At 52.3% G+C, this 18,159-nt stretch carries 19 protein-coding genes and 1 tRNA gene; 7 read left to right on the top strand and 13 right to left on the bottom strand.

What is annotated here, in order from left to right; all coding sequences use genetic code 11:
* Positions 1-106: 106 nt before the first annotated feature.
* Positions 107-730, top strand: coding sequence for a TfoX/Sxy family DNA transformation protein (locus KGA69_RS21915; RefSeq protein WP_045395642.1), 624 nt, complete (start codon positions 107-109; stop codon positions 728-730).
* On the opposite strand, the gene yccS is transcribed toward KGA69_RS21915, so the two are convergent.
* Both yccS and KGA69_RS21905 read right to left on the bottom strand, forming a co-directional pair.
* A complete protein-coding gene (gene yccS / locus KGA69_RS21910) occupies positions 718-2,853 on the bottom strand; it encodes a YccS family putative transporter (RefSeq protein WP_047045644.1) in 2,136 nt (711 codons plus the stop codon). The genes KGA69_RS21915 and yccS overlap by 13 nt on opposite strands.
* A gap of 17 nt (positions 2,854-2,870) precedes the next feature.
* Positions 2,871-3,317 carry a YccF domain-containing protein gene (locus tag KGA69_RS21905; RefSeq protein WP_045395640.1) on the bottom strand — a complete coding sequence of 149 codons (447 nt, stop codon included), beginning with the start codon at positions 3,315-3,317 and terminating at the stop codon, positions 2,871-2,873.
* A 123-nt stretch (positions 3,318-3,440) separates the two neighbouring features.
* Between KGA69_RS21905 and helD the strand changes: the two genes are divergently transcribed.
* Positions 3,441-5,495, top strand: a complete 2,055-nt coding sequence (helD, locus tag KGA69_RS21900) for a DNA helicase IV (protein ID WP_045395638.1) — start codon at positions 3,441-3,443, stop codon at positions 5,493-5,495.
* 30 nt (positions 5,496-5,525) lie between these two features.
* Here the strand turns inward: helD and mgsA are convergent, their stop codons facing one another.
* Positions 5,526-5,984, bottom strand: coding sequence for a methylglyoxal synthase (mgsA, locus tag KGA69_RS21895; RefSeq protein ID WP_045395636.1), 459 nt, complete (start codon positions 5,982-5,984; stop codon positions 5,526-5,528).
* Between the two features lie 157 nt (positions 5,985-6,141).
* On the opposite strand from mgsA, the gene KGA69_RS21890 reads away from it, so the two are divergent.
* Entirely contained in the window at positions 6,142-6,555 is a 414-nt protein-coding gene (locus tag KGA69_RS21890) for a CoA-binding protein (protein ID WP_032714178.1), read from the top strand.
* Positions 6,556-6,611: 56 nt separating this feature from the next.
* Here the strand turns inward: KGA69_RS21890 and hspQ are convergent, their stop codons facing one another.
* Positions 6,612-6,929, bottom strand: coding sequence for a heat shock protein HspQ (hspQ, locus tag KGA69_RS21885; protein WP_015367415.1), 318 nt, complete (start codon positions 6,927-6,929; stop codon positions 6,612-6,614).
* Between the two features lie 98 nt (positions 6,930-7,027).
* A complete protein-coding gene (rlmI, locus tag KGA69_RS21880; protein WP_015367414.1) occupies positions 7,028-8,230 on the bottom strand; it encodes a 23S rRNA (cytosine(1962)-C(5))-methyltransferase RlmI in 1,203 nt (400 codons plus the stop codon).
* Between the two features lie 181 nt (positions 8,231-8,411).
* On the opposite strand from rlmI, the gene yccX reads away from it, so the two are divergent.
* Positions 8,412-8,693, top strand: coding sequence for an acylphosphatase (gene yccX / locus KGA69_RS21875; RefSeq protein ID WP_045395634.1), 282 nt, complete (start codon positions 8,412-8,414; stop codon positions 8,691-8,693).
* Here the strand turns inward: yccX and tusE are convergent.
* Together tusE and yccA are read right to left on the bottom strand one after the other, a co-directional pair.
* Entirely contained in the window at positions 8,690-9,019 is a 330-nt protein-coding gene (tusE, locus tag KGA69_RS21870; protein WP_045360166.1) for a sulfurtransferase TusE, read from the bottom strand. The genes yccX and tusE overlap by 4 nt on opposite strands.
* 87 nt (positions 9,020-9,106) lie before the next feature.
* Positions 9,107-9,766 carry an FtsH protease modulator YccA gene (gene yccA, locus KGA69_RS21865; protein ID WP_015704916.1) on the bottom strand — a complete coding sequence of 220 codons (660 nt, stop codon included), beginning with the start codon at positions 9,764-9,766 and terminating at the stop codon, positions 9,107-9,109.
* Positions 9,767-10,031: 265 nt separating this feature from the next.
* On the opposite strand from yccA, the gene KGA69_RS21860 reads away from it, so the two are divergent.
* Both KGA69_RS21860 and KGA69_RS21855 read left to right on the top strand, forming a co-directional pair.
* Entirely contained in the window at positions 10,032-11,660 is a 1,629-nt protein-coding gene (locus tag KGA69_RS21860; RefSeq protein WP_045395632.1) for an ABC transporter substrate-binding protein, read from the top strand.
* A gap of 143 nt (positions 11,661-11,803) precedes the next feature.
* A tRNA-Ser gene (locus tag KGA69_RS21855) sits at positions 11,804-11,891 on the top strand.
* Between the two features lie 425 nt (positions 11,892-12,316).
* Here KGA69_RS21855 and KGA69_RS21850 read toward each other — a convergent pair.
* Entirely contained in the window at positions 12,317-12,562 is a 246-nt protein-coding gene (locus tag KGA69_RS21850; RefSeq protein ID WP_080941167.1) for a site-specific integrase, read from the bottom strand.
* A gap of 28 nt (positions 12,563-12,590) precedes the next feature.
* Between KGA69_RS21850 and KGA69_RS24260 the strand changes: the two genes are divergently transcribed.
* Positions 12,591-12,716: a hypothetical protein gene (locus KGA69_RS24260; protein ID WP_259678439.1), complete on the top strand. Its 126-nt coding sequence runs from the start codon at positions 12,591-12,593 to the stop codon at positions 12,714-12,716.
* Positions 12,717-12,864: 148 nt separating this feature from the next.
* Here the strand turns inward: KGA69_RS24260 and KGA69_RS21840 are convergent, their stop codons facing one another.
* The 5 genes from KGA69_RS21840 to cynR all read right to left on the bottom strand — a co-directional run bounded on the left by KGA69_RS21840 (position 12,865) and on the right by cynR (position 18,099).
* Positions 12,865-13,485 carry a histidine phosphatase family protein gene (locus KGA69_RS21840; RefSeq protein ID WP_072049909.1) on the bottom strand — a complete coding sequence of 207 codons (621 nt, stop codon included), beginning with the start codon at positions 13,483-13,485 and terminating at the stop codon, positions 12,865-12,867.
* A 643-nt stretch (positions 13,486-14,128) separates the two neighbouring features.
* Positions 14,129-15,061: a LysR family transcriptional regulator gene (locus KGA69_RS21835; RefSeq protein ID WP_045397740.1), complete on the bottom strand. Its 933-nt coding sequence runs from the start codon at positions 15,059-15,061 to the stop codon at positions 14,129-14,131.
* Positions 15,062-15,256: 195 nt separating this feature from the next.
* Positions 15,257-16,561: a PQQ-dependent sugar dehydrogenase gene (locus tag KGA69_RS21830; RefSeq protein ID WP_213292658.1), complete on the bottom strand. Its 1,305-nt coding sequence runs from the start codon at positions 16,559-16,561 to the stop codon at positions 15,257-15,259.
* The gene (locus KGA69_RS21825) at positions 16,554-16,991 is read right to left on the bottom strand and encodes a DUF2231 domain-containing protein (protein ID WP_213292657.1); all 438 of its coding nucleotides are present in this window, start codon (positions 16,989-16,991) and stop codon (positions 16,554-16,556) included. The genes KGA69_RS21830 and KGA69_RS21825 overlap by 8 nt, the downstream gene beginning before the upstream one ends.
* Before the next feature lie 220 nt (positions 16,992-17,211).
* On the bottom strand, positions 17,212-18,099 hold the full coding sequence (gene cynR / locus KGA69_RS21820) for a transcriptional regulator CynR (protein ID WP_213292656.1): 888 nt from the start codon (positions 18,097-18,099) through the stop codon (positions 17,212-17,214).
* Positions 18,100-18,159 lie beyond the last annotated feature (60 nt).

The raw sequence follows: 18,159 nt of genomic DNA, 5'->3' as shown, positions 1-18,159 counted from the left end.
AAGCCAAAATTCATCTTGCTGCACAAAACGAACTCACTTATTTTCTTCAATAACGGATCCGTTAATAAAAATTACTTTTATATGCATGATTACTAAAGGAATGATCATGAAGAAACTATCAAAATTACGGTTCCTCCAGTTTCAGGAGTGCCTTTCTCCCTTAGGCAAAATCAGTAGCCGGCCTCTATTTGGCGGTTACAGTCTGGCGATAGACAATACCGTGTTTGCCATGGTGGCCGAAGGCGAAATCTATCTTAGAGTGTGTGAGCAAAGCGCAGAATATCGGGTCGAGCATCATAGCCCAATGTTAACTATGCGCAAAAATGGTCGGCCGGTAGCGCTAAAATATTACCGTATAGATGAAGCATTATGGCAGGACAGTAAAATGCTGTTTCACCTCTCGGAGCTGTCTTTGCATACGGCGCGTAGCGAAAAGCAGCATCAGCGTGATTCTGGCAGGCTAAAAGATTTGCCTAATATCAGTTTCCACATGGAATTGATGTTGATTCATGCCGGAATAACCGATGTGAAAATGCTGCGTACAATTGGTGCGGAAAAAAGCTGGTTAAAATTGAGGGAGCATAATAAAGGAATATCAATCAATGTCCTTGAGTCCCTGGCGGGCGCGATTGCCGGCACCCATTCCGCCGCGCTCCCGGCGCAGCGGCGCCAGGAGCTACGGGAGTGGGCTAATACGCAAGGGTACGGCGTGGAGGATTATTCTGGTTGACCGGCAATCCGGCGCTGCAGGCGACATATTTCCGGCAGCAGTGCGAGCAGTAGCCCAATCTGCTGCAGGACCAATGGTTCTTTGCTGTCGGCTCGCGGTTCCAGGTGTTGAATACGTGATTGCAGGTTGCTGAGCGCCTGCTGAACGCGCTGTTCGTCTGCGGGAGAATGATGCAGCGCATCATCGACGTAGCAGACGGCATCATCGAGTAACGCCAGTATTTCCGGCGTCGTCAGTTTCTCCCTGTGCGCCCCCAACGCGGAAATATAGCTGGTAAACGTATGGTTAAGGCACAGCAGGCGGAATGCGGTTTCACGCATTGTGTTGTCGGCTTTTGGCTCTGTGGATAAATTGGATACCACTGATGCCAGCTCGCTATCCCGGTTATGTGCATTACGTCGGGCGACGCGATACTCAAGACGGTTGTCGCGCCCCTGATGGTACTGCTCAAGAATAGCGTCCAGATAACGGCAGTTAGCGTTGATAGCCTGATCAAGTACCCGAGGTAAATTACGGAAGTTCCAGTCTGGCCAGATAAAGGTCACTGCCGCCCACGCGATAGCGCAGCCGATTAATGTATCGAGGATACGCGGTAAAGCGACTTCGAATCCCTCGCCCAACAGGTTAAAGCACAGCAGTACCAGCAGCGTGATAAACATAGTGGCATGCGCATACTGGACGTTGCGAAAGGCGAAAAACAGCACACCGGTTAGTACAATGAGCAATAGCTGGCCTTCGACCGAGGGAACCAGCAGCAGCACCGGTAACCCGATAGCGACCCCTACCAATGTCCCGATGATCCTTAACGCCAGGCGATGCCGGGTAGCGTTATAGTTCGGCTGGCAAACAAACAGGCTGGTCAGCAGAATCCAGTAACCGTGGTTGAGGCCGGTAAACTGAATGAAGGCATAGCCCGCGCACAGCACCAGTGACATGCGCACCGCATGGCGGAAAAGCGCCGATTCCGGTGTCATATTGCTGCGCAGCCGTAGCCAGATATCGCTAAAGCCGCTGGGGCGATCGTCTGCAAGCAGGTTTTCGGGATGGTTGCTGGCCAGCACGCTGGTTTGCACCGATTCGATGGTTGCCAATTGCGCATCTATGGCGCGTAGGTTATTGAGTAGAAAACCCAGCGCTTTGACCTGATCTTGAGGCGCGCCGCTGGCGCGAACGCGATCCAGCGCCGCGTCAAGATGCATAAAGGCGCGTTCAAAATGCGCATCATGCTGATACGGAACGCGTAAGAGGATGGCGCGGGAGAGTTTCTGACATGCCTGCGCCTGCATCGACAGCATCCGCTGGAAACGGAACATCACATCGCTGTAGCGGAAATGGTCGCGAAGTGTCTGATACTGAATATGCGACGAGCTGGCACGCTCATGAATGTCCTGAGCGACGAAATAGTACTGTAGGGTACGACGAGTACCGCGTTGCCCGCGGTCGCCGCGTAGGCGCGTCAGTAAAGACGCTTTCGTTTGGTTCAGCATCGCAACCAGTTTGCCGTTGGCGAGCGCCAGATCGTACAACGGCGCCTGACTTTCATCTTCGATATCCGGATCGAACAACCGTGATTTAAGTTCAAGATACTGCGCCAGCTGTTCATAGCTGCGCGCAAGGTTATCCTGCAGCGGACGAATGGGGAAAATAAGATGACCGGCGAGTGTTAATACGTTGTACCAGATGGCGCCAGCCAGCAAAAAGAGCGGCTGCAGGTACCAACTGTTATACAGAGTGACCCCTAACATGGTGTAGATAGCGATCAGTAAGGCGCCGAAAGCAATGGTGGCATAGCGTTGACCCAGACCGCCGAGCAAGATAAAGCCCGTCGTGGACAGGGTTAAGCCTATAGCAAACAGCCACGGCCACGGAAACAGTAATTCCACCGATGCGGAAGCAATAAAGAAGCAGACCAGCGTAATGGCGAGATTACGTAGCCGCCCGGTGAGGCGATCGTCGAGGTCGGTCAACGCCGCGGCTACCACCCCGAGCGTTAACGGGATCGTGAGTTTGACTTCGCCAATCCACCACGGCGCAACCGTGGTGCCACAAAGCGCAATAAAAATCCTGGCGTTATATAACCAGGCGCTATTCCATGTATAACGGCGGAGCAGGGGGCTTAACATAACAGTGATCCGTACAATTACTGAAAGCGGCGGCGGGCGTTGGCTTCGCGTGCGGCGCGAGCCGTTTCAACGGAGACCACGCGGCGTCCTACTGGCCAAAGCGCAATAGCGGCAATTTTAAAGTTGGCGATCCCGACAGGGATACCAATGATGGTCAGGCACTGGGCGATACCGCTGAAGATATGCATCAGGCACAGCCACCAGCCAAAGAACATGAACCACAAAATATTCAAAATAGTGCCGCCCGCGTTCAGTAAGCTGTTTTTTGCTTCAGGTTCCAGTTCATCAACATGAATGGCTTCATTACCGTAGGGGAAAAGCGATAACCTGGTGATTTCCCAACATGAACGGGTCAGCGGTAACGTGAAAATCAAAACAATACTGACCAGCGTCGCCAGTAGCCAACCGAGCGTGGTGGCGAAACCGCCAAGAACAAAGTTTAAAATATTCAGAATGGTACGCATAAACCCTCTGGTTAACCCTATGGATAATAAGACCCGACAATTGTAACGTTTTTTTGCGCTGGAGCACCTGCTCGCGGGCGGTTAAACTTAAAAACATTCAAACTGATTGAAATTTGGCGATATATGGAACTTAAAGCGACAACATTGGGCAAACGCATGGCGCAGCATCCTTATGATCGGGTGCAGTTGCTGAATGCCGGGGTTAAAGTCTCCGGCGATCGTCATGAGTATCTTATACCTTTCAATCAGTTATTGTCGGTTCAATGTAAGCGTGGCCTGGTGTGGGGCGAGCTGGAGTTCGCACTGCCTGAAAGCAAAGTTGTGCGTTTGCATGGTACCGAGTGGGCCGAGACGCAACATTTCTATCATCATCTCAATAATCTCTGGCAGCAGTGGAGCGCGGAGATGAGTGAAATTGCCGCGCAATTACTGCGCCAACAGTTAAGTGAAATTGAACGCGCCAGCGCCGAAGGTAAGTGGCTGACCCGCCAGCAGGTCGCCGATGTTCAGGCGAAGATACGCCGGGCCTTAACCGGACTGCCTTTCCCTGAGAGCCGTCTGGATGAATTTGATAACTGCCGCGAACTGTGGCGCCAGTGTCAATGCTGGCTTAGCGATATCGACGAGGCTCGCCTGGCGCATAATCAAGCCTATACCGAAGCCATGCTGGAACAGTATCGCGCTTTCTTCGATAAGGTCGAGTCTTCACCGCTCAACCCGGCGCAGGCGCGGGCGGTGGTTAACGGCGAGCGTTCGTTGCTGGTGCTTGCCGGCGCCGGTAGCGGAAAAACCTCGGTGCTGGTCGCCCGTGCAGGGTGGTTGTTAAATCGCGGCGAGGCGGCAGCCGATCAGATCCTGCTCCTGGCGTTTGGCCGTCAGGCTGCTCAGGAAATGGATGAACGTATTCAGGAGCGATTGGGAACCGACGAGATTGCTGCGCGGACCTTTCATTCACTGGCGTTACATATTATTCAGCAGGGTAGTAAGAAGGTTCCGGCGATCAGTAAGCTGGAAAACGATACCGCCGCCCGGCAAAAGCTTTTGTTGAAGGCCTGGCAGCAGCAGTGTCAGGAGAAAAAAGCGCAGGCTAAAGGCTGGCGTCAGTGGTTGATGGATGAGATGGAGTGGCAGATTGACGAAGGCGATTTCTGGCAGGATCGCGCGCTGCTGCGTCGCCTGGCCGGCCGTCTTGACCGCTGGGTTAGTTTGATGCGTATGCATGGCGGCTCGCAGGCGGAGATGATCGCCAGCGCGCCTGAAGAAGTACGCGACCTCTTTAATAAGCGTGTGAAACTGATGGCCCCGCTACTGAAAGCCTGGAAAACGGCGTTGAAAGAGGAGAATGCCGTTGATTTCTCCGGGCTTATTCACCAGGCCGTTAACATACTGGATAAAGGCCGTTTTGTGAGCCCCTGGAAACATATTCTGGTGGATGAATTTCAGGATATCTCTCCACAGCGCGCTGAATTGCTGGCGGCGCTGCGCCGGCAAAATAAACAGACCACGTTATTTGCGGTGGGTGACGACTGGCAGGCTATCTATCGCTTTAGCGGCGCGCAGCTCTCTTTAACCACGGCATTTAACCACTACTTTGGCGAAGGGGACTGTTGCGCGCTGGATACCACCTATCGATTTAATGGTCGTATCGGCGAGATCGCCAACGGTTTTATTCAGCAAAACCCGCATCAGTTGGCTAAACCGCTGAATAGTCTGACCGCTGGCGATAAGAAAGCGGTGACCCTGCTGCCCGACGATAAACTCGACGATCTGCTCGACAAGTTGAGCGGCTACGTTAAACCGCAACAGCGGATTTTGCTGCTGGCGCGCTATCACCATCTGAAACCCGCCGCGCTGGAAAAAGCCGCGACCCGCTGGCCGCATCTGCAGCTAGATTTTATGACAATTCATGCCAGCAAAGGCCAGCAGGCTGACTTTGTTATTGTGTTGGGCTTGCAGGAGGGTGATGACGCCTTCCCGGCGCCGGCAAGAGAGTCGGTGATGGAACAGGCATTGCTCCCACAGCCGGAAGATTTCCCTGATGCTGAAGAGCGTAGGCTACTGTATGTGACGATAACCCGCGCCCGCCTGCGGGTCTGGCTGCTGTTCAATAAAGAACGACCATCGCCGTTTGTTGAGATCTTGCAGGAGTTGGGCGTGCCGGTGGCGCGAAAGCCCTGATCATCGGCGGCCGTCTGGCCGCCGTGGGAATTACTTCAGGCGCTCGGCAAGGTAACGCTGGTAATCAGGGATGAGAATATCGATAGGCTGGTTGAAATCCGGCGACTGAATAATAAAGTCAGCGGTGGCGGCATTCGTGGCAACCGGGATATTCCACACCGTCGCCAGACGCAGGAGCGCTTTGACGTCAGGATCGTGGGGCACCGCATTCAGCGGATCCCAGAAGAAGATCAGCACATCAATTTTCCCTTCAGAAATCAGCGCGCCCACCTGCTGGTCGCCGCCCATCGGGCCGCTCAGCATCGCTTTCACTTCCAGCCCGGTGGTGCGTGAGACCAGGTTGCCGGTGGTCCCGGTTGCATAGAGCTGGTGCTGAGCCAGTAGCGCCTGGTGACGTTCGACCCATTTCATCAGCAGATCTTTGCAGTGATCGTGTGCTACCAGCGCGATATGTTTGCGTGCGGGCAAGGTGCGTGTTGTCAGTTCCATAATGGGGTTCCACTTATATTAACTTGCAGACAGATTACTGGAAGTGACTGATGCTGCAAGCGTTGGGGAGAAAATTTTTGCTGTATCTGTGAGTTAGTCTGGATGGCTGCTTTACCCGTATTAGCTTACACTAGGGCTAAAGAGCAGGAGGATTATGATGAAAGAGAACGATATTGCCGGCATTCTAACCGCGACGCGGACGATTGCGCTGGTAGGCGCCAGCGACAAGCCCGATCGCCCGAGCTATCGGGTAATGAGATATCTGTTGGAACAGGGCTATCATGTCATTCCTGTTTCGCCCAAGGTGGCGGGCAAAACGCTGCTCGGTCAACAAGGCTATGCCACCCTGGCGGAGGTACCTGAAAAGGTCGATATGGTCGATGTGTTCCGCAATTCCGAAGCGGCGTGGGGCGTGGCGCAAGAGGCCGTCGCCATCGGAGCGAAGACGTTGTGGATGCAGCTTGGCGTTATTAATGAACAGGCAGCGGTTATGGCGCGTGAAGCGGGGTTAAATGTGGTCATGGACCGCTGCCCTGCGATTGAAATTCCGCGGCTTGGGCTAGCGAAGTAAAATAAAAAACCCCGTGTTAACGGGGTTTTTAACAAAGCATCGGGAACAAAGGCCAGTCAGTTCCGCAGCCGCGGCGCCTGCAGCTGTTTACGGATAGTCTGCGCCAGTTCGTCCATCGATGGCTGCTCAGGATGCTCATCGCTGGCTTCACTACTGAGCTGCGCTTCCGCGAGGTAGGTGTGGACCGGCTGGCCGTCCTCATCTTCCATCACAACATGATACCAGGGGGCCGCGCGCAGTTCATCGTTGGCGCCGATTTCATCCGCGGCGGGCTCGTCAAGCGAATACTCTGGATCGATATCAACGATTACGCCAAGGTAGCCGAGTAGCGTATGGCGAACCTGTTGGCCGATACCGAATTTGCTGGCAATCATAGTCACCTCCCGGGAAACGCTGGCGCCCACTGTATCCATCATCTTCAAATGTTCTTGAGTCATGAGAATAACGTGTGGGCGATGTTCCGCTTTTCAAGTTACATGACGCGACAGGCAAACCCTTTCAGATACAGTCCTTCCGGGTAGGTTGCGATCACCGGGTGATCGGCAGCCTGACGGAACTGCTCTATAAATTGTACATCACGCCCGGCGTCTATTGCGGCATCGGCGATGATTTTCTGAAATAAATCGGTGGTCATCAGGCCGGAACAGGAGAAAGTCAACAGCACGCCGCCGGGGTTCAACAGCTGGATCGCCAGCATGTTGATGTCTTTATAGCCGCGGCAGGCGCCCATCAGTTGGCTTTTGTTTTCGACGAATTTTGGCGGATCCATGACGATGACATCGAATTTTTCCCCCTGATCGCGATATTTACGCAGCAGTTTGAATACGTCATCGCGCACGAATTCAGCTTTGGACAGATCCAGCTTATTGAGCTCAACGTTCTGCCGGGCGACGTCCAGCGCCTCCTGTGAAGTATCAACGCTAGTGACCTGACGGCAGCCGCCCATCAGCGCAGAAACCGCGAATCCACCGGTATAAGAGAAGCAGTTGAGGACGCGCTTATCGGCGACGTAGCGGCGGGTCGCCAGACGGCTATCGCGCTGATCGAGATAGTAGCCGGTTTTATGGCCGCCCTGGATATCTACCAGCAACTGCATACCGTGCTCGGTAATGGGCAGCAGCGCCGGTGGCAGTTCGCCTACCACCGGGCCCTGCGCCAGATCCAACCCTTCTTTTTTACGCACCGCCACATCGCTGCGATCGTAAATAGAGCATTGCGGGAACAGGGTCTGCAGGGCGCTGACAATGGCCGCACGCTGATATTCGGCGCCGGCGCTCAACAACTGCAGGACGAAGAAATCGCCAAAGCGATCGATTGTCACGCCAGGCAGGCCGTCGGATTCCCCGGCGATTAAACGATAGCTGTCAAGACCATCGCGCTCTGCCAGCCATTGACGCCAGGTTTGCGCCTGCTGCAGGCGACGCTCGAAAAAAGCATTATCGATAGCTTCATGACGATCGAAACTCCAGACACGGGCGCGGATCTGCGAGGAGGGCGAATAGGCGCCGCGAGCGAGCCATTTCCCTTGGGAATCAACGATATCAATCGTCTCGCCGGAACGAGCTTTACCTTCCATCCGGGCGACGGCGCCGGAGAAAATCCATGGATGGCGACGCAGCAGGGATTTCTCGCGTCCTTTGGCTAATACTAAGCGTGGGATAATGGAATCTGTCATTGGGCTACCTTTAAGCGACGGAGCGTCGGCACCGAAAAATGGCGCGTAGATTAGCATAACTGGCTGGGGCAAGCACCATTCCTGCCGCCGCCGGGCGGATGTTTTAGCGTCAGGCAAAAGTGAGTATGCTGGAGAGAATTTGCTATTCTCTGCAACAGGATAGCGTAGTAGAGGGGGTAATATGGCGAAGGTATGCACGATGGCATGGGTTCACGGAGTCGTTCAGGGCGTGGGATTCCGCTATTCAACGCAGCGTGAAGCGCTGCAGCTGGGGCTTACAGGTTATGCGCGAAATCTGGATGATGGCAGCGTGGAAGTGCTGGCCTGCGGGGAGGTGGAGCAGGTGGAGAAACTGGTTGCCTGGCTTAAGGCCGGCGGGCCGCGTAGCGCAAGGGTCGACAGGGTGTTAACCGAGCCCCATCAACCCACCAGAGAGTGGCAGAAATTCGCTATTCTCTATTAAATGCATTTTACGGGCTTCGGCAGACCGGCGATTTTAGTCGCCTGTTTAGCCGGGCCTTTGGGGAATAATCGGTACAGGTAGCGGCTGTTGCCTTTCTCTTCACCGAATTTATTCGCCATTGCTTTGACCAGCATACGGATAGCTGGCGAAGTGTTGAACTCCAGATAAAAATCGCGCACGAAGCGCACCACTTCCCAGTGTTCGACGGACAGGGTGATCCCTTCCTGAGCGGCGATAACTTCCGCCATCGCTTCACTCCACTGAGTCGTTTCTTTCAGATAGCCTTCGCTATCGGTCTCTATTTCACTGCCTTCAAAGATAAACATGATTTTTCACATAATGCGGAAACTGCGCGCAGTGTAGCAAAAAATAAGGCCCCGCATAAGCGAGGCCTGGTGTTGCAGGAGAGAAGGTTAGTCTCTGCTGGCGAAGCCGAGGATGCTCAGCAGGCTGACGAAGATGTTGTACAGCGAAACATACAGGCTAACGGTGGCGCGAATGTAGTTGGTCTCGCCGCCGCGGATGATGTTGCTGGTTTCAAACAAAATCGCGCCGGAAGAGATAAGGATGAACACCGCGCTGATGGCCAGGTGCAGAGCCGGCAGCTGCAGGAAGATGTTCGCCACCATACCAATCAGGACGACCACCACGCCCGCCATCAGCATGCCGCCGAGGAAGGACATGTCTTTGCGCGTCGTCAACACGTAAGCCGAGCAGCAGAAGAAGACCAGCGCGGTGCCGCCCAGCGCCAGACCGATCAAATCGCCCATGCCTGCGGACAGGTAAGCGTTCAGCATTGGCCCCAGGATGTAGCCGAGGAAGCCGGTAAAGGCGAAGGCCGCCAGAATACCGCTTGGTTTATTAGCCAGTTTGTAGGTCAGGAACATCAGACCATACATGCCCACCAGGGTGAGGATGAGCCCCGGAGACGGCAGCATCAGCACAGTGCTGGCGGTGGCGGTGATCGCCGAAAACGCCAGCGTCAGGCTGAGCAGAAAATAGGTGTTACGCAGAACTTTGTGCGTGCTGAGCAGCGATGAACGGTCACGCGATGAGGTAATTATACGATCCATGAGTCACTCTCTTATGACAGATGTAATTAGTTATGAAGCATAAGAAAAGCGAGCCGAAAGCCATAATGCTTTTACCCATCTTTACTCAGATCCCGGTGCCGGTGGGGTAGGGTTTTATTCTGATAAAATAGGTTAAGACAGTATGTTTATGCGTTCAACGACGGAAAGCAGATCTGAATCTTATAGGTCACTGAAAAATATTGCCTTAATGCCAGTCAGCGACTAAGTGTGGAAGGGGTATCAACGAAGCATAAAGGCAAGGGAAATGAAACGAAAACAATATAACCACATCACACACGCATTATTGGTTCTGGGTTTACTCGGCAGCGCGGCCACGGCAATCGCCGCCCAGGTCCCGCAGGGTACCGAACTTGCAGCAAAACAGGAGCTCGTCAGGAACAACGGTAATGAACCCGCTTCGCTCGACCCGCATAAGGTCGAAAGCGACGTCGAGTATAATATCATCAGCGATCTGTTCGAAGGGTTGGTGAGCGTTTCACCGCAGGGTGAGATTCAGCCGCGACTGGCGCTGAAGTGGGAGAATAAAGATAACCTCGTCTGGACTTTCCATCTGCGTCCTGGCATCACCTGGTCCGATGGGACAGCGATTACCGCGCAGGATATCGTCTGGAGCTGGCAGCGGCTGGTCACGCCGACCACCGCTTCGCCGTACGCCAGCTATCCGGGTAATATGCATATCGTTAATGCCCGCGATATCTCGGAGGGAAAACAGTCGCCGGAAACTCTCGGCGTAAAAGCGCTGGACGATACCACGCTGCAGATCACGTTAGATCAGCCTAACGCCGCCTTCCTCGCAATGCTTGCTCACCCGTCGTTGGTGCCTATTGATAAGGTGCTGGTGGAGCGCTTTGGTGACAAATGGACTAAACCGGAACATATCGTCACCAGCGGCCCTTATACGCTTTCGAAGTGGGTCGTCAACGAGCGCATCGTGGCGCAACGCAACCCTAAGTACTGGGATAATGAACATACGGTAATTAATAAAGTGACCTATCTGCCGATTACCTCCGAAGCGGCGGATGTGAATCGCTATAAAGCCGGTGAGATAGATATTGTTTATACGCTGCCGGTGAACCAGTTTGCGTTACTGAAGAAAACGATGGGCTCGCAGCTGAATGTTTCTCCGCAGCTGGCGACCTACTATTACGAACTCAATACCACTAAACCGCCCTTTAATGACCCCAGAGTGCGCCGGGCGCTCAACATGGGGCTGGATAAAGATATCATCGCCGATAAGGTGATGGGGCAGGGACAGCGTCCGGCATGGCTAATTAGCCAGCCCGATATTGGCGGCGTCACGCTGAAACAACCGGATTACGCCAGCTGGCCGCGCGACAAACGCATTGCCGAGGCAAAAAAACTGCTTAACGAGGCGGGCTTTAACGAAAGACATCCTTTAGTCTTTAACCTGCTTTATAACACCTCGGAGACGCACCAGCGCATTGCCATCGCCGCCAGTTCAATGTGGAAGAAAAATCTCGGCGTAGAGGCGAAGCTGCAGAACCAGGAGTGGAAGACGATGCTGGATACCATGCATACGCATAATTTTGATGCCGTGCGTTATGCCTGGATCGCCGATTATGACGATGCGGCGTCATTCCTGAATAACTTCCGCACCGGCGATAGCGAAAACACCAGCCAATACAGTAACCCGGCCTATGATAAAGCGCTGCATGATGCGGCGAAGGCGGCGGATACCGCCGCGCGAGGCAAATTCTATCAGCAAGCGGAGGATCTGTTGGCTGAGGATGTGCCCGCGATTCCGGTTTATCACTATGTGCGTACCCATTTAGTGAAGCCGTGGGTCGGCGGGTTCGAGCCGGATAAGCTGGGCTATTACTACACCAAAGATATGTACATCATAAAACATTGAGTCAAAGGTCGTTCTTAACGCCGAATTTCTGCGCAAACTGCCTGAAATTCAGACGAATAACGCAGATTTGTTTGTTTTTAAGGCAGTTGAACAAAATGATGCTTTACAGCATCGGCAGAGGTGTTTATAGTGCGCCCCATACCGGAAGCGTGGCCGAGCGGTTGAAGGCACCGGTCTTGAAAACCGGCGACCCGAAAGGGTTCTAGAGTTCGAATCTCTACGCTTCCGCCAAATTAAACAAGGGGTTACCGAAAGGTAGCCCCTTGTTGCTTTGGGCTGTTGGTATAGTGTTGGTATATTCACTTGGTCTATTTTCACTTGCCGGTTGCTTTTTTTGTTAAATTTTTTGGCTTTAGGCTAGCGCAGCTAGGGTTAGTTGGCAGCGTACCTACCTGTCTTTTTTGGCTACTCGTCCTCACCGTTTTATACGTGTTTTATTGCATCAAAAACAATCTTGCGCTAACAAACATCGAGGAAAAGGAGAAGCATATGAATAAAAATCTACATATCATGGTTTTATCATTTTTTGACACAGTATCAACCGCCATCATGGGGCTAGTGGTCAACTCAGTCAGCGGTGCAACCCCGTTAACCTAAAGCCAAAATTTGCATTCCCCATGTCAGTGGGATTGAGTTTCTTTGCATTACGTTACTTTTTAATCTTCCTTATCTAATGGTGGGACGTCTAAAGTCGGTGATAGCTTCACTATCCTATCGTAAGTTACTACCTGGCTTTCTGTTTTGTGTCCACTAAACATCTGCTTCTCTTTGCTACTACCTTCATAGACTGAAATTGCTTTGGCTTTAATATCGTGGAACGTACCCGGAACAGGGCGACCCAGTTTCACCGCGGCTTGCTTTTTCGCATTATTCCACCATGTATTGAATGTTTTTTTATTCATCCGCCCATACATGCGCAACGGTGAGAGGGTGAACGACGATCGCCTGCAGCTGGATAACAACGTAATCATGATGGACTCGCTGGCAGCGGTAAAGGTGCTGATTAAGCGAGTAGACGAACTGGAGGAGAAATTATCTGCATTAGAAATCCAGTAATCGTGTTTATTTGTCCAGACCCCAACTGACAATTTGTGCATGCAGAATGCAATCAAATCTGACAGTCCGCTTTGAGCGAGGAGCGGACATTGTGCTTAAATAATGATGACTCTGGCAGGATAGGTTTTCAATGCCTGGAAGGTAGCCACTAATTCAGGTGACGTAAATGTGTAGCAATCCCCCACTTTAGGCCAATACATTTTCCATTAATCAGGTCGATAACAGAATAACTTGCATTGGGATGAGCATAGCGAGGGAAACTATCGACAGTCCCTTCTTTAAGAATTGCCAGAGTGCCCTGACTGACATGCCCGTGAGACACAATACATATTGTTTGTTGATGTGTTGAGGTATCTTCCAGGTTTTGTAAAAAACGCATAACTCGCTGAGAAGCATGCGCCAGTGACTCCCCCCCTGGTGGACAATACTCTGCATCAAGCCTGAATAATGCATTTGCATAGTTTGGATGTTTTTGTCTGAGTAGTTCTAACGGCATACCTTCAAACTGACCATAGGCCTGCTCTTTAAGGGCCGGTTCAGCCGTCAGTGAACAATGAAAGTGTTCAGCCAGGCTTTGCCCCATTTGCCAGGCACGCCCAAGCGGAGAAGCGTAAACACGCTCTATTTGATACTCACTTGCACTAAACGCTGCTAGTAGGACGGATGTTTCACGCAAACCCCGACAGGTCAAGGAGCTATCGCTGTGCCCCTGAATAATTCCTTCCCAATTCCACTCTGTTTCTGCGTGTCGAACAAGTATCAATTTCATCGTTAGCTGGCCATGCTCGTTGTTGATCAAAATGTCCCAACTGCGCGATGTCAAACACACACCATTGAAGCAGCGGAAGGCTTTCCTGTTGTGGAAATAATGAACAAGTGTAGCTTATTGCCGTTATGCAGCGGCTCTGGGTGTGGGGCGCTGAATTTTATCCGTAGTTAACTTCCGCCTTTGGCACGGAGCGGACTTTCAGATTATGTTTGGCTCTGTGACTTAAGAGTGTCAGATCAGATCTAAGATACAACAAATAATGTCATTAAATGACATGCTATCACCCAGTAACCGTCTGCAGGGGTTACCGGGTGGGGATAGTCTTCGATACCGGGTATTTGGGGGCAGATTTTGGGGCAAAACGCGCCGTATTCAGCCCCGAAAATGACAGAGGTATACTATCTGCAGAGAAGTGGATAACTTACTGAAAAATATGGACGTGATAATGTCTAAATATACCAGTGTATTTTCATAACGTATTGATTTTAAATAATTTTTACGCAGCCTTGAAAACCGGCCACCCGAAAGGGTTCTAGAGTTCGAATCTCTACGCTTCCGCCAAATATGAAAAGGGGTTACCGAAAGGTAACCCCTTTTTGCTTTGGGTTCCTCCGGCACATCCCTGCTTCAACCTCTCTCGTCATTAATGAATCGCCTCCTCCCAGTAGGGCGGCATCCCAATCTTTTCAACCATAAAGTCGATAAAGGCTCGGACTTTATGCGGCACTCTCCTGTTTTGTGGGTACAGCATCCAGATGGCGGTTTCGCTGGGGAACATACTAAATTCCCACTCCGGGAAGACGCGTTGAATAAGCCCTTGTTCTTCAGCCTGCTGCGATAGCCAGTTCGGTAAAATCGCAATCCCGGTGTGATTGACGCAGGCATAAAGCATGGCGGCGCTATCGCTAACGCTCAGTCGGTAGTGAATCGGGATGCGCTGCCATTCATCTTCTGAACCCGTCTTACGGGTATACCAACCGGCGCCATGCAGACGAGAAAACATCACGATATTGATCTGCTGCTGGTCGGCGCCCGGCGTGGCAGAAGGGCGGTTTTCCGCAATCCACTGCGGGCTGGCCCAGGCTGAGCGCGTCTGCGAAGCCAGTTTACGGGCATGAATCGAGGAGTCAGGCAAAATGCCAATGCGAATACTCAGGTCGATGCGCGCTTCAATCAGATCCTGCACTTCATCGTTAAAACTGATATCCAGCGAAATGTTGGGGTGCAGGCGAAGAAATTCATCAACAAAAGGCATAACGTGCAGACGGCCAAAGGTACTGGGTACGCTTAACCGCAGCAGGCCGGAAGGTTGTTTATCCAGTGCGGAAGTTAACTGGCGGGTTTCTTCCCATTGTAATAACAGTTGTTGGGCGTGCGAGTAAAAAAAAGCTCCAGTTTCGGTTAATGCTAATCCGCGGGTAGAGCGGTTAAACAACGTCACCTGTAAATACGCTTCCAGCTCGGAAATATGGCGAGAGACGGTGGATACTTCGATATTTAAGAATTTGGCGGCGGCGCTGAAACTTTGATGATCGGCGGCGCTGACGAAGGTTCTGATTGCGGATAAATGGTTCATCTGTTTTACGTCTCATTGATGATGAATGTTTCTCAGCAACCTGTTCTGGTGTAGCCGACTACAATAGCGGTCCTGATGTCACAGCTTATCACTTTGTTTCTCGAATTATTCCCGGCAATATCTATGGATAATGATTCTCAGGATATAAAAAAGGCTTCCCTGACTGCGGGAAGCCGGATAGTTGATAGTGATATTTTATTTTGCGCTGACGCGCCAGACGGTATTACCGACATCGTCGGCAATGATTAACGCTCCTTCGTTATCCTGCGCGAGTCCGACCGGCGCGCCGTACAGTTCTTTCTCATCGCGGGAGACAAAGCCGGTGACCACGCTCTCAGGTTTACCGACCGGCTTGCCGTCTTTAAAGGCGACAAAGCTGACTTTGTAGCCATTCAGCGGCGAACGGTCCCAGCTCCCATGTTCGCTGATAAACACGCCGCCCTGATAGGTCTGCGGCAACATTTTTCCGGTATAAAACAGCATTCCCAGTGGCGCAACGTGGGAACTCAGGGCATAATCCGGTTTGATCGCTTTGGCGACCATGTCCGGGCGCGGCGGCTGTACGCGGCGATCCACATGCTGTCCGAAATAGCTCCACGGCCAGCCATAAAATCCGCCATCCTGCACCGAAGTTAAATAATCAGGCACCAGGTCGGCGCCGATCTCATCGCGCTCATTGGCAATGGCCCAAAGCTTGCCCGTCTGCGGTTCCCAGCCGAGTCCGGTAGGATTCCTGATACCGCTGGCGAAGATACGGCTTGCGCCGGTTGCCGTATCAACCTCCAGAACGGTGGCGCGACGATATTCGATATCCAGCCCATTCTCGGTGATATTACTGTTCGAGCCGACGCCCACATACAGCTTCTTACCATCCGGGCTTGCCAGTAACGCTTTGGTCCAGTGGTGATTGACGGTGCTGGGCAGGTCAGCCAGCTCGCTCCCCGCATCGCTGATATGTGTCGCCCCCGGCTGGTAGTGATAACGCATGATATTGCCGGTATTGGCGACGTATAGATTATCGCCAATCAGCTGGACACCGAAAGGCGAGTGCAGGTGTTCAAGGAAAATATGTTTTTCCCAGCCGCTGGCGTTTTTACGCAATAGCGTAATGCGATTCCCGCCTTTTCCACCTTTGCCTGACTGATTTTTCACTATCCCGGCAATCAGCTGCTTCGGCGTAGTCAGCGGCTCCTCGCCAGGACCGTTGCTTTCAACGACCAGTACATCGTCGTTTGGCAGGACATAGACCATTCTGGGATGCAGGAATCCATCGGCTATTTTTTCTATTTTCAGCCCCTGGGCAACCGCCGGTTGTCCATCTCTCTTCCAGCCCACGCCGCGGGGAACCTGCATCGGCGGCAACAGGAAATCCTGGGCCTTCGGCATTACGGGATCCGGCCCTACCTGCTGATCCGGGCTAAGTTTCGCTTTCTCATCGCATCCGGACAGGGCAAGCGCCGTGGCGAGCATAACGGGCAGGGGCAGTAGTAATTTATTCATGGCGAATCCCCTTATTATTAGCCAGGCAGGCTGAGCTGATAATATTGGCGACCAGCAGGCAGATAACGGTAATCGATGAATAGATTACGTTCTGCGGCGCAATCGCCCAGGCGTCGCGGCTATGAACAAAACAGTTTACCAACGCGGCAATAATAGCGATAAGGTTTAGCCAGAAATCAATTTTTGCCGCCGGGCGTCGAGGAGTAAAAAACCACACCTGCGCCAGATTAATCAATCGCGGAATGATGGCAAAAATAAGGCCAAGGGCAATAAGCCAGCTGGCGCTTTTTCCCCACATCACGTTCGTACTGTAGAGATAAATAATATCGAAGATGAGACCGGCGATAAAAAAGCCGTAGGGCACCGGATTGAGTAGATTATATATGACCATCGCAAGGCTATTACCTCGGTCATGAGAGCGTTCACTCATTGTCAATTCCTTGTCAGGGGGAATAAGGTAGGATGAAAATAATGCTGACGTTCAAGCCGGAATAATGAATACCGCTTAGCAGATAAAATTATACATATTGTTAACAATTTCAGTATGCCAATCGCGGGAAATCTGTTTTGCGCAAATGGTCATACTGGCTACGGTAAGATTGTTGCAGAAGGGAGGAGGCGGGCCAGATGCTGGCCGCGCCATCGTACGTTTAACTTTCTATTCGGGCAGCCAGCTGCTGGGCCATTTCGGCGAAAATCCGCGCTGCAGCTTTTGGCCGGGCGCCTTTGCGCTGCATTAACACCGCGGTTCTCTCAAGCGCCGCTTCTTTAAGCAATCGGGTCGTCAGGCCGGTACGCTGGGCGGCGACCTTCAGCGGCAGAATGGACAGTAATTGGGTTCGCTGGATGATATCGAGGATGGCGTTGATCGAATGCATTTCAATGGTCACCTGCGGGTGGAAACCGGCTTGCTGTAAGCAGTGGTCAATTTGCAACCGGGTGGCGAAATGATGATTAAGCAGAATAAACTCCTCCGCGGCCAGCTGGCTCAACGAAAGGGAGTCTTCGCGGGCCAGCGGGTGATGGTCCGCGACAACTAGCGCCAGCACCTCCTGTAGCAATGGGGTGGAAACGATGTCCGGCGCAATTCCGCCAGCAAAGGCAATACCAATATCCAGCTCATTTTCCAGCAGCATGCCTTCCATTTTCTCCTGCGACATCTCCTGTATATCCAGCGTGATATGCGGATAACGCGCATGAAATTCCGCCACTAATGGGACGACGAAATAGGAAGTAAAGGTGGGCGTCACGGCAATGCGTAGAGAACCGCGACTGAGGTCTTCGACATCATGAATAGCCCGTTGGCCCTCATCCAGCAGTTGAAATGCCTGACGGGCATACTGCAAAAACACTTCTCCCGCGTCCGTAAGATGAATATGCCGGCCGCTGCGGTCAAAAAGCTGCGCATCCAGGCTCTCTTCTAACATCCTGATTTGCTGTGAGAGCGCAGGCTGCGAAATGTGCAGGGCTTCCGCCGCGCGGGTAAAGCCCTGATGTTCGGCGACGGCGAGGAAATATCTGACATAGCGAATATTCACACGTTCAACTCATAAGTTTTTTGAATGAATTTGATTATAAACAAGACTTTTATTTTATGC

It is taken from the genome of Klebsiella sp. A52, assembly GCF_018388785.1.
GTDB classification, from domain to species: domain Bacteria; phylum Pseudomonadota; class Gammaproteobacteria; order Enterobacterales; family Enterobacteriaceae; genus Klebsiella; species Klebsiella aerogenes.
This window is presented reverse-complemented; position numbering and strand designations above follow the sequence as displayed.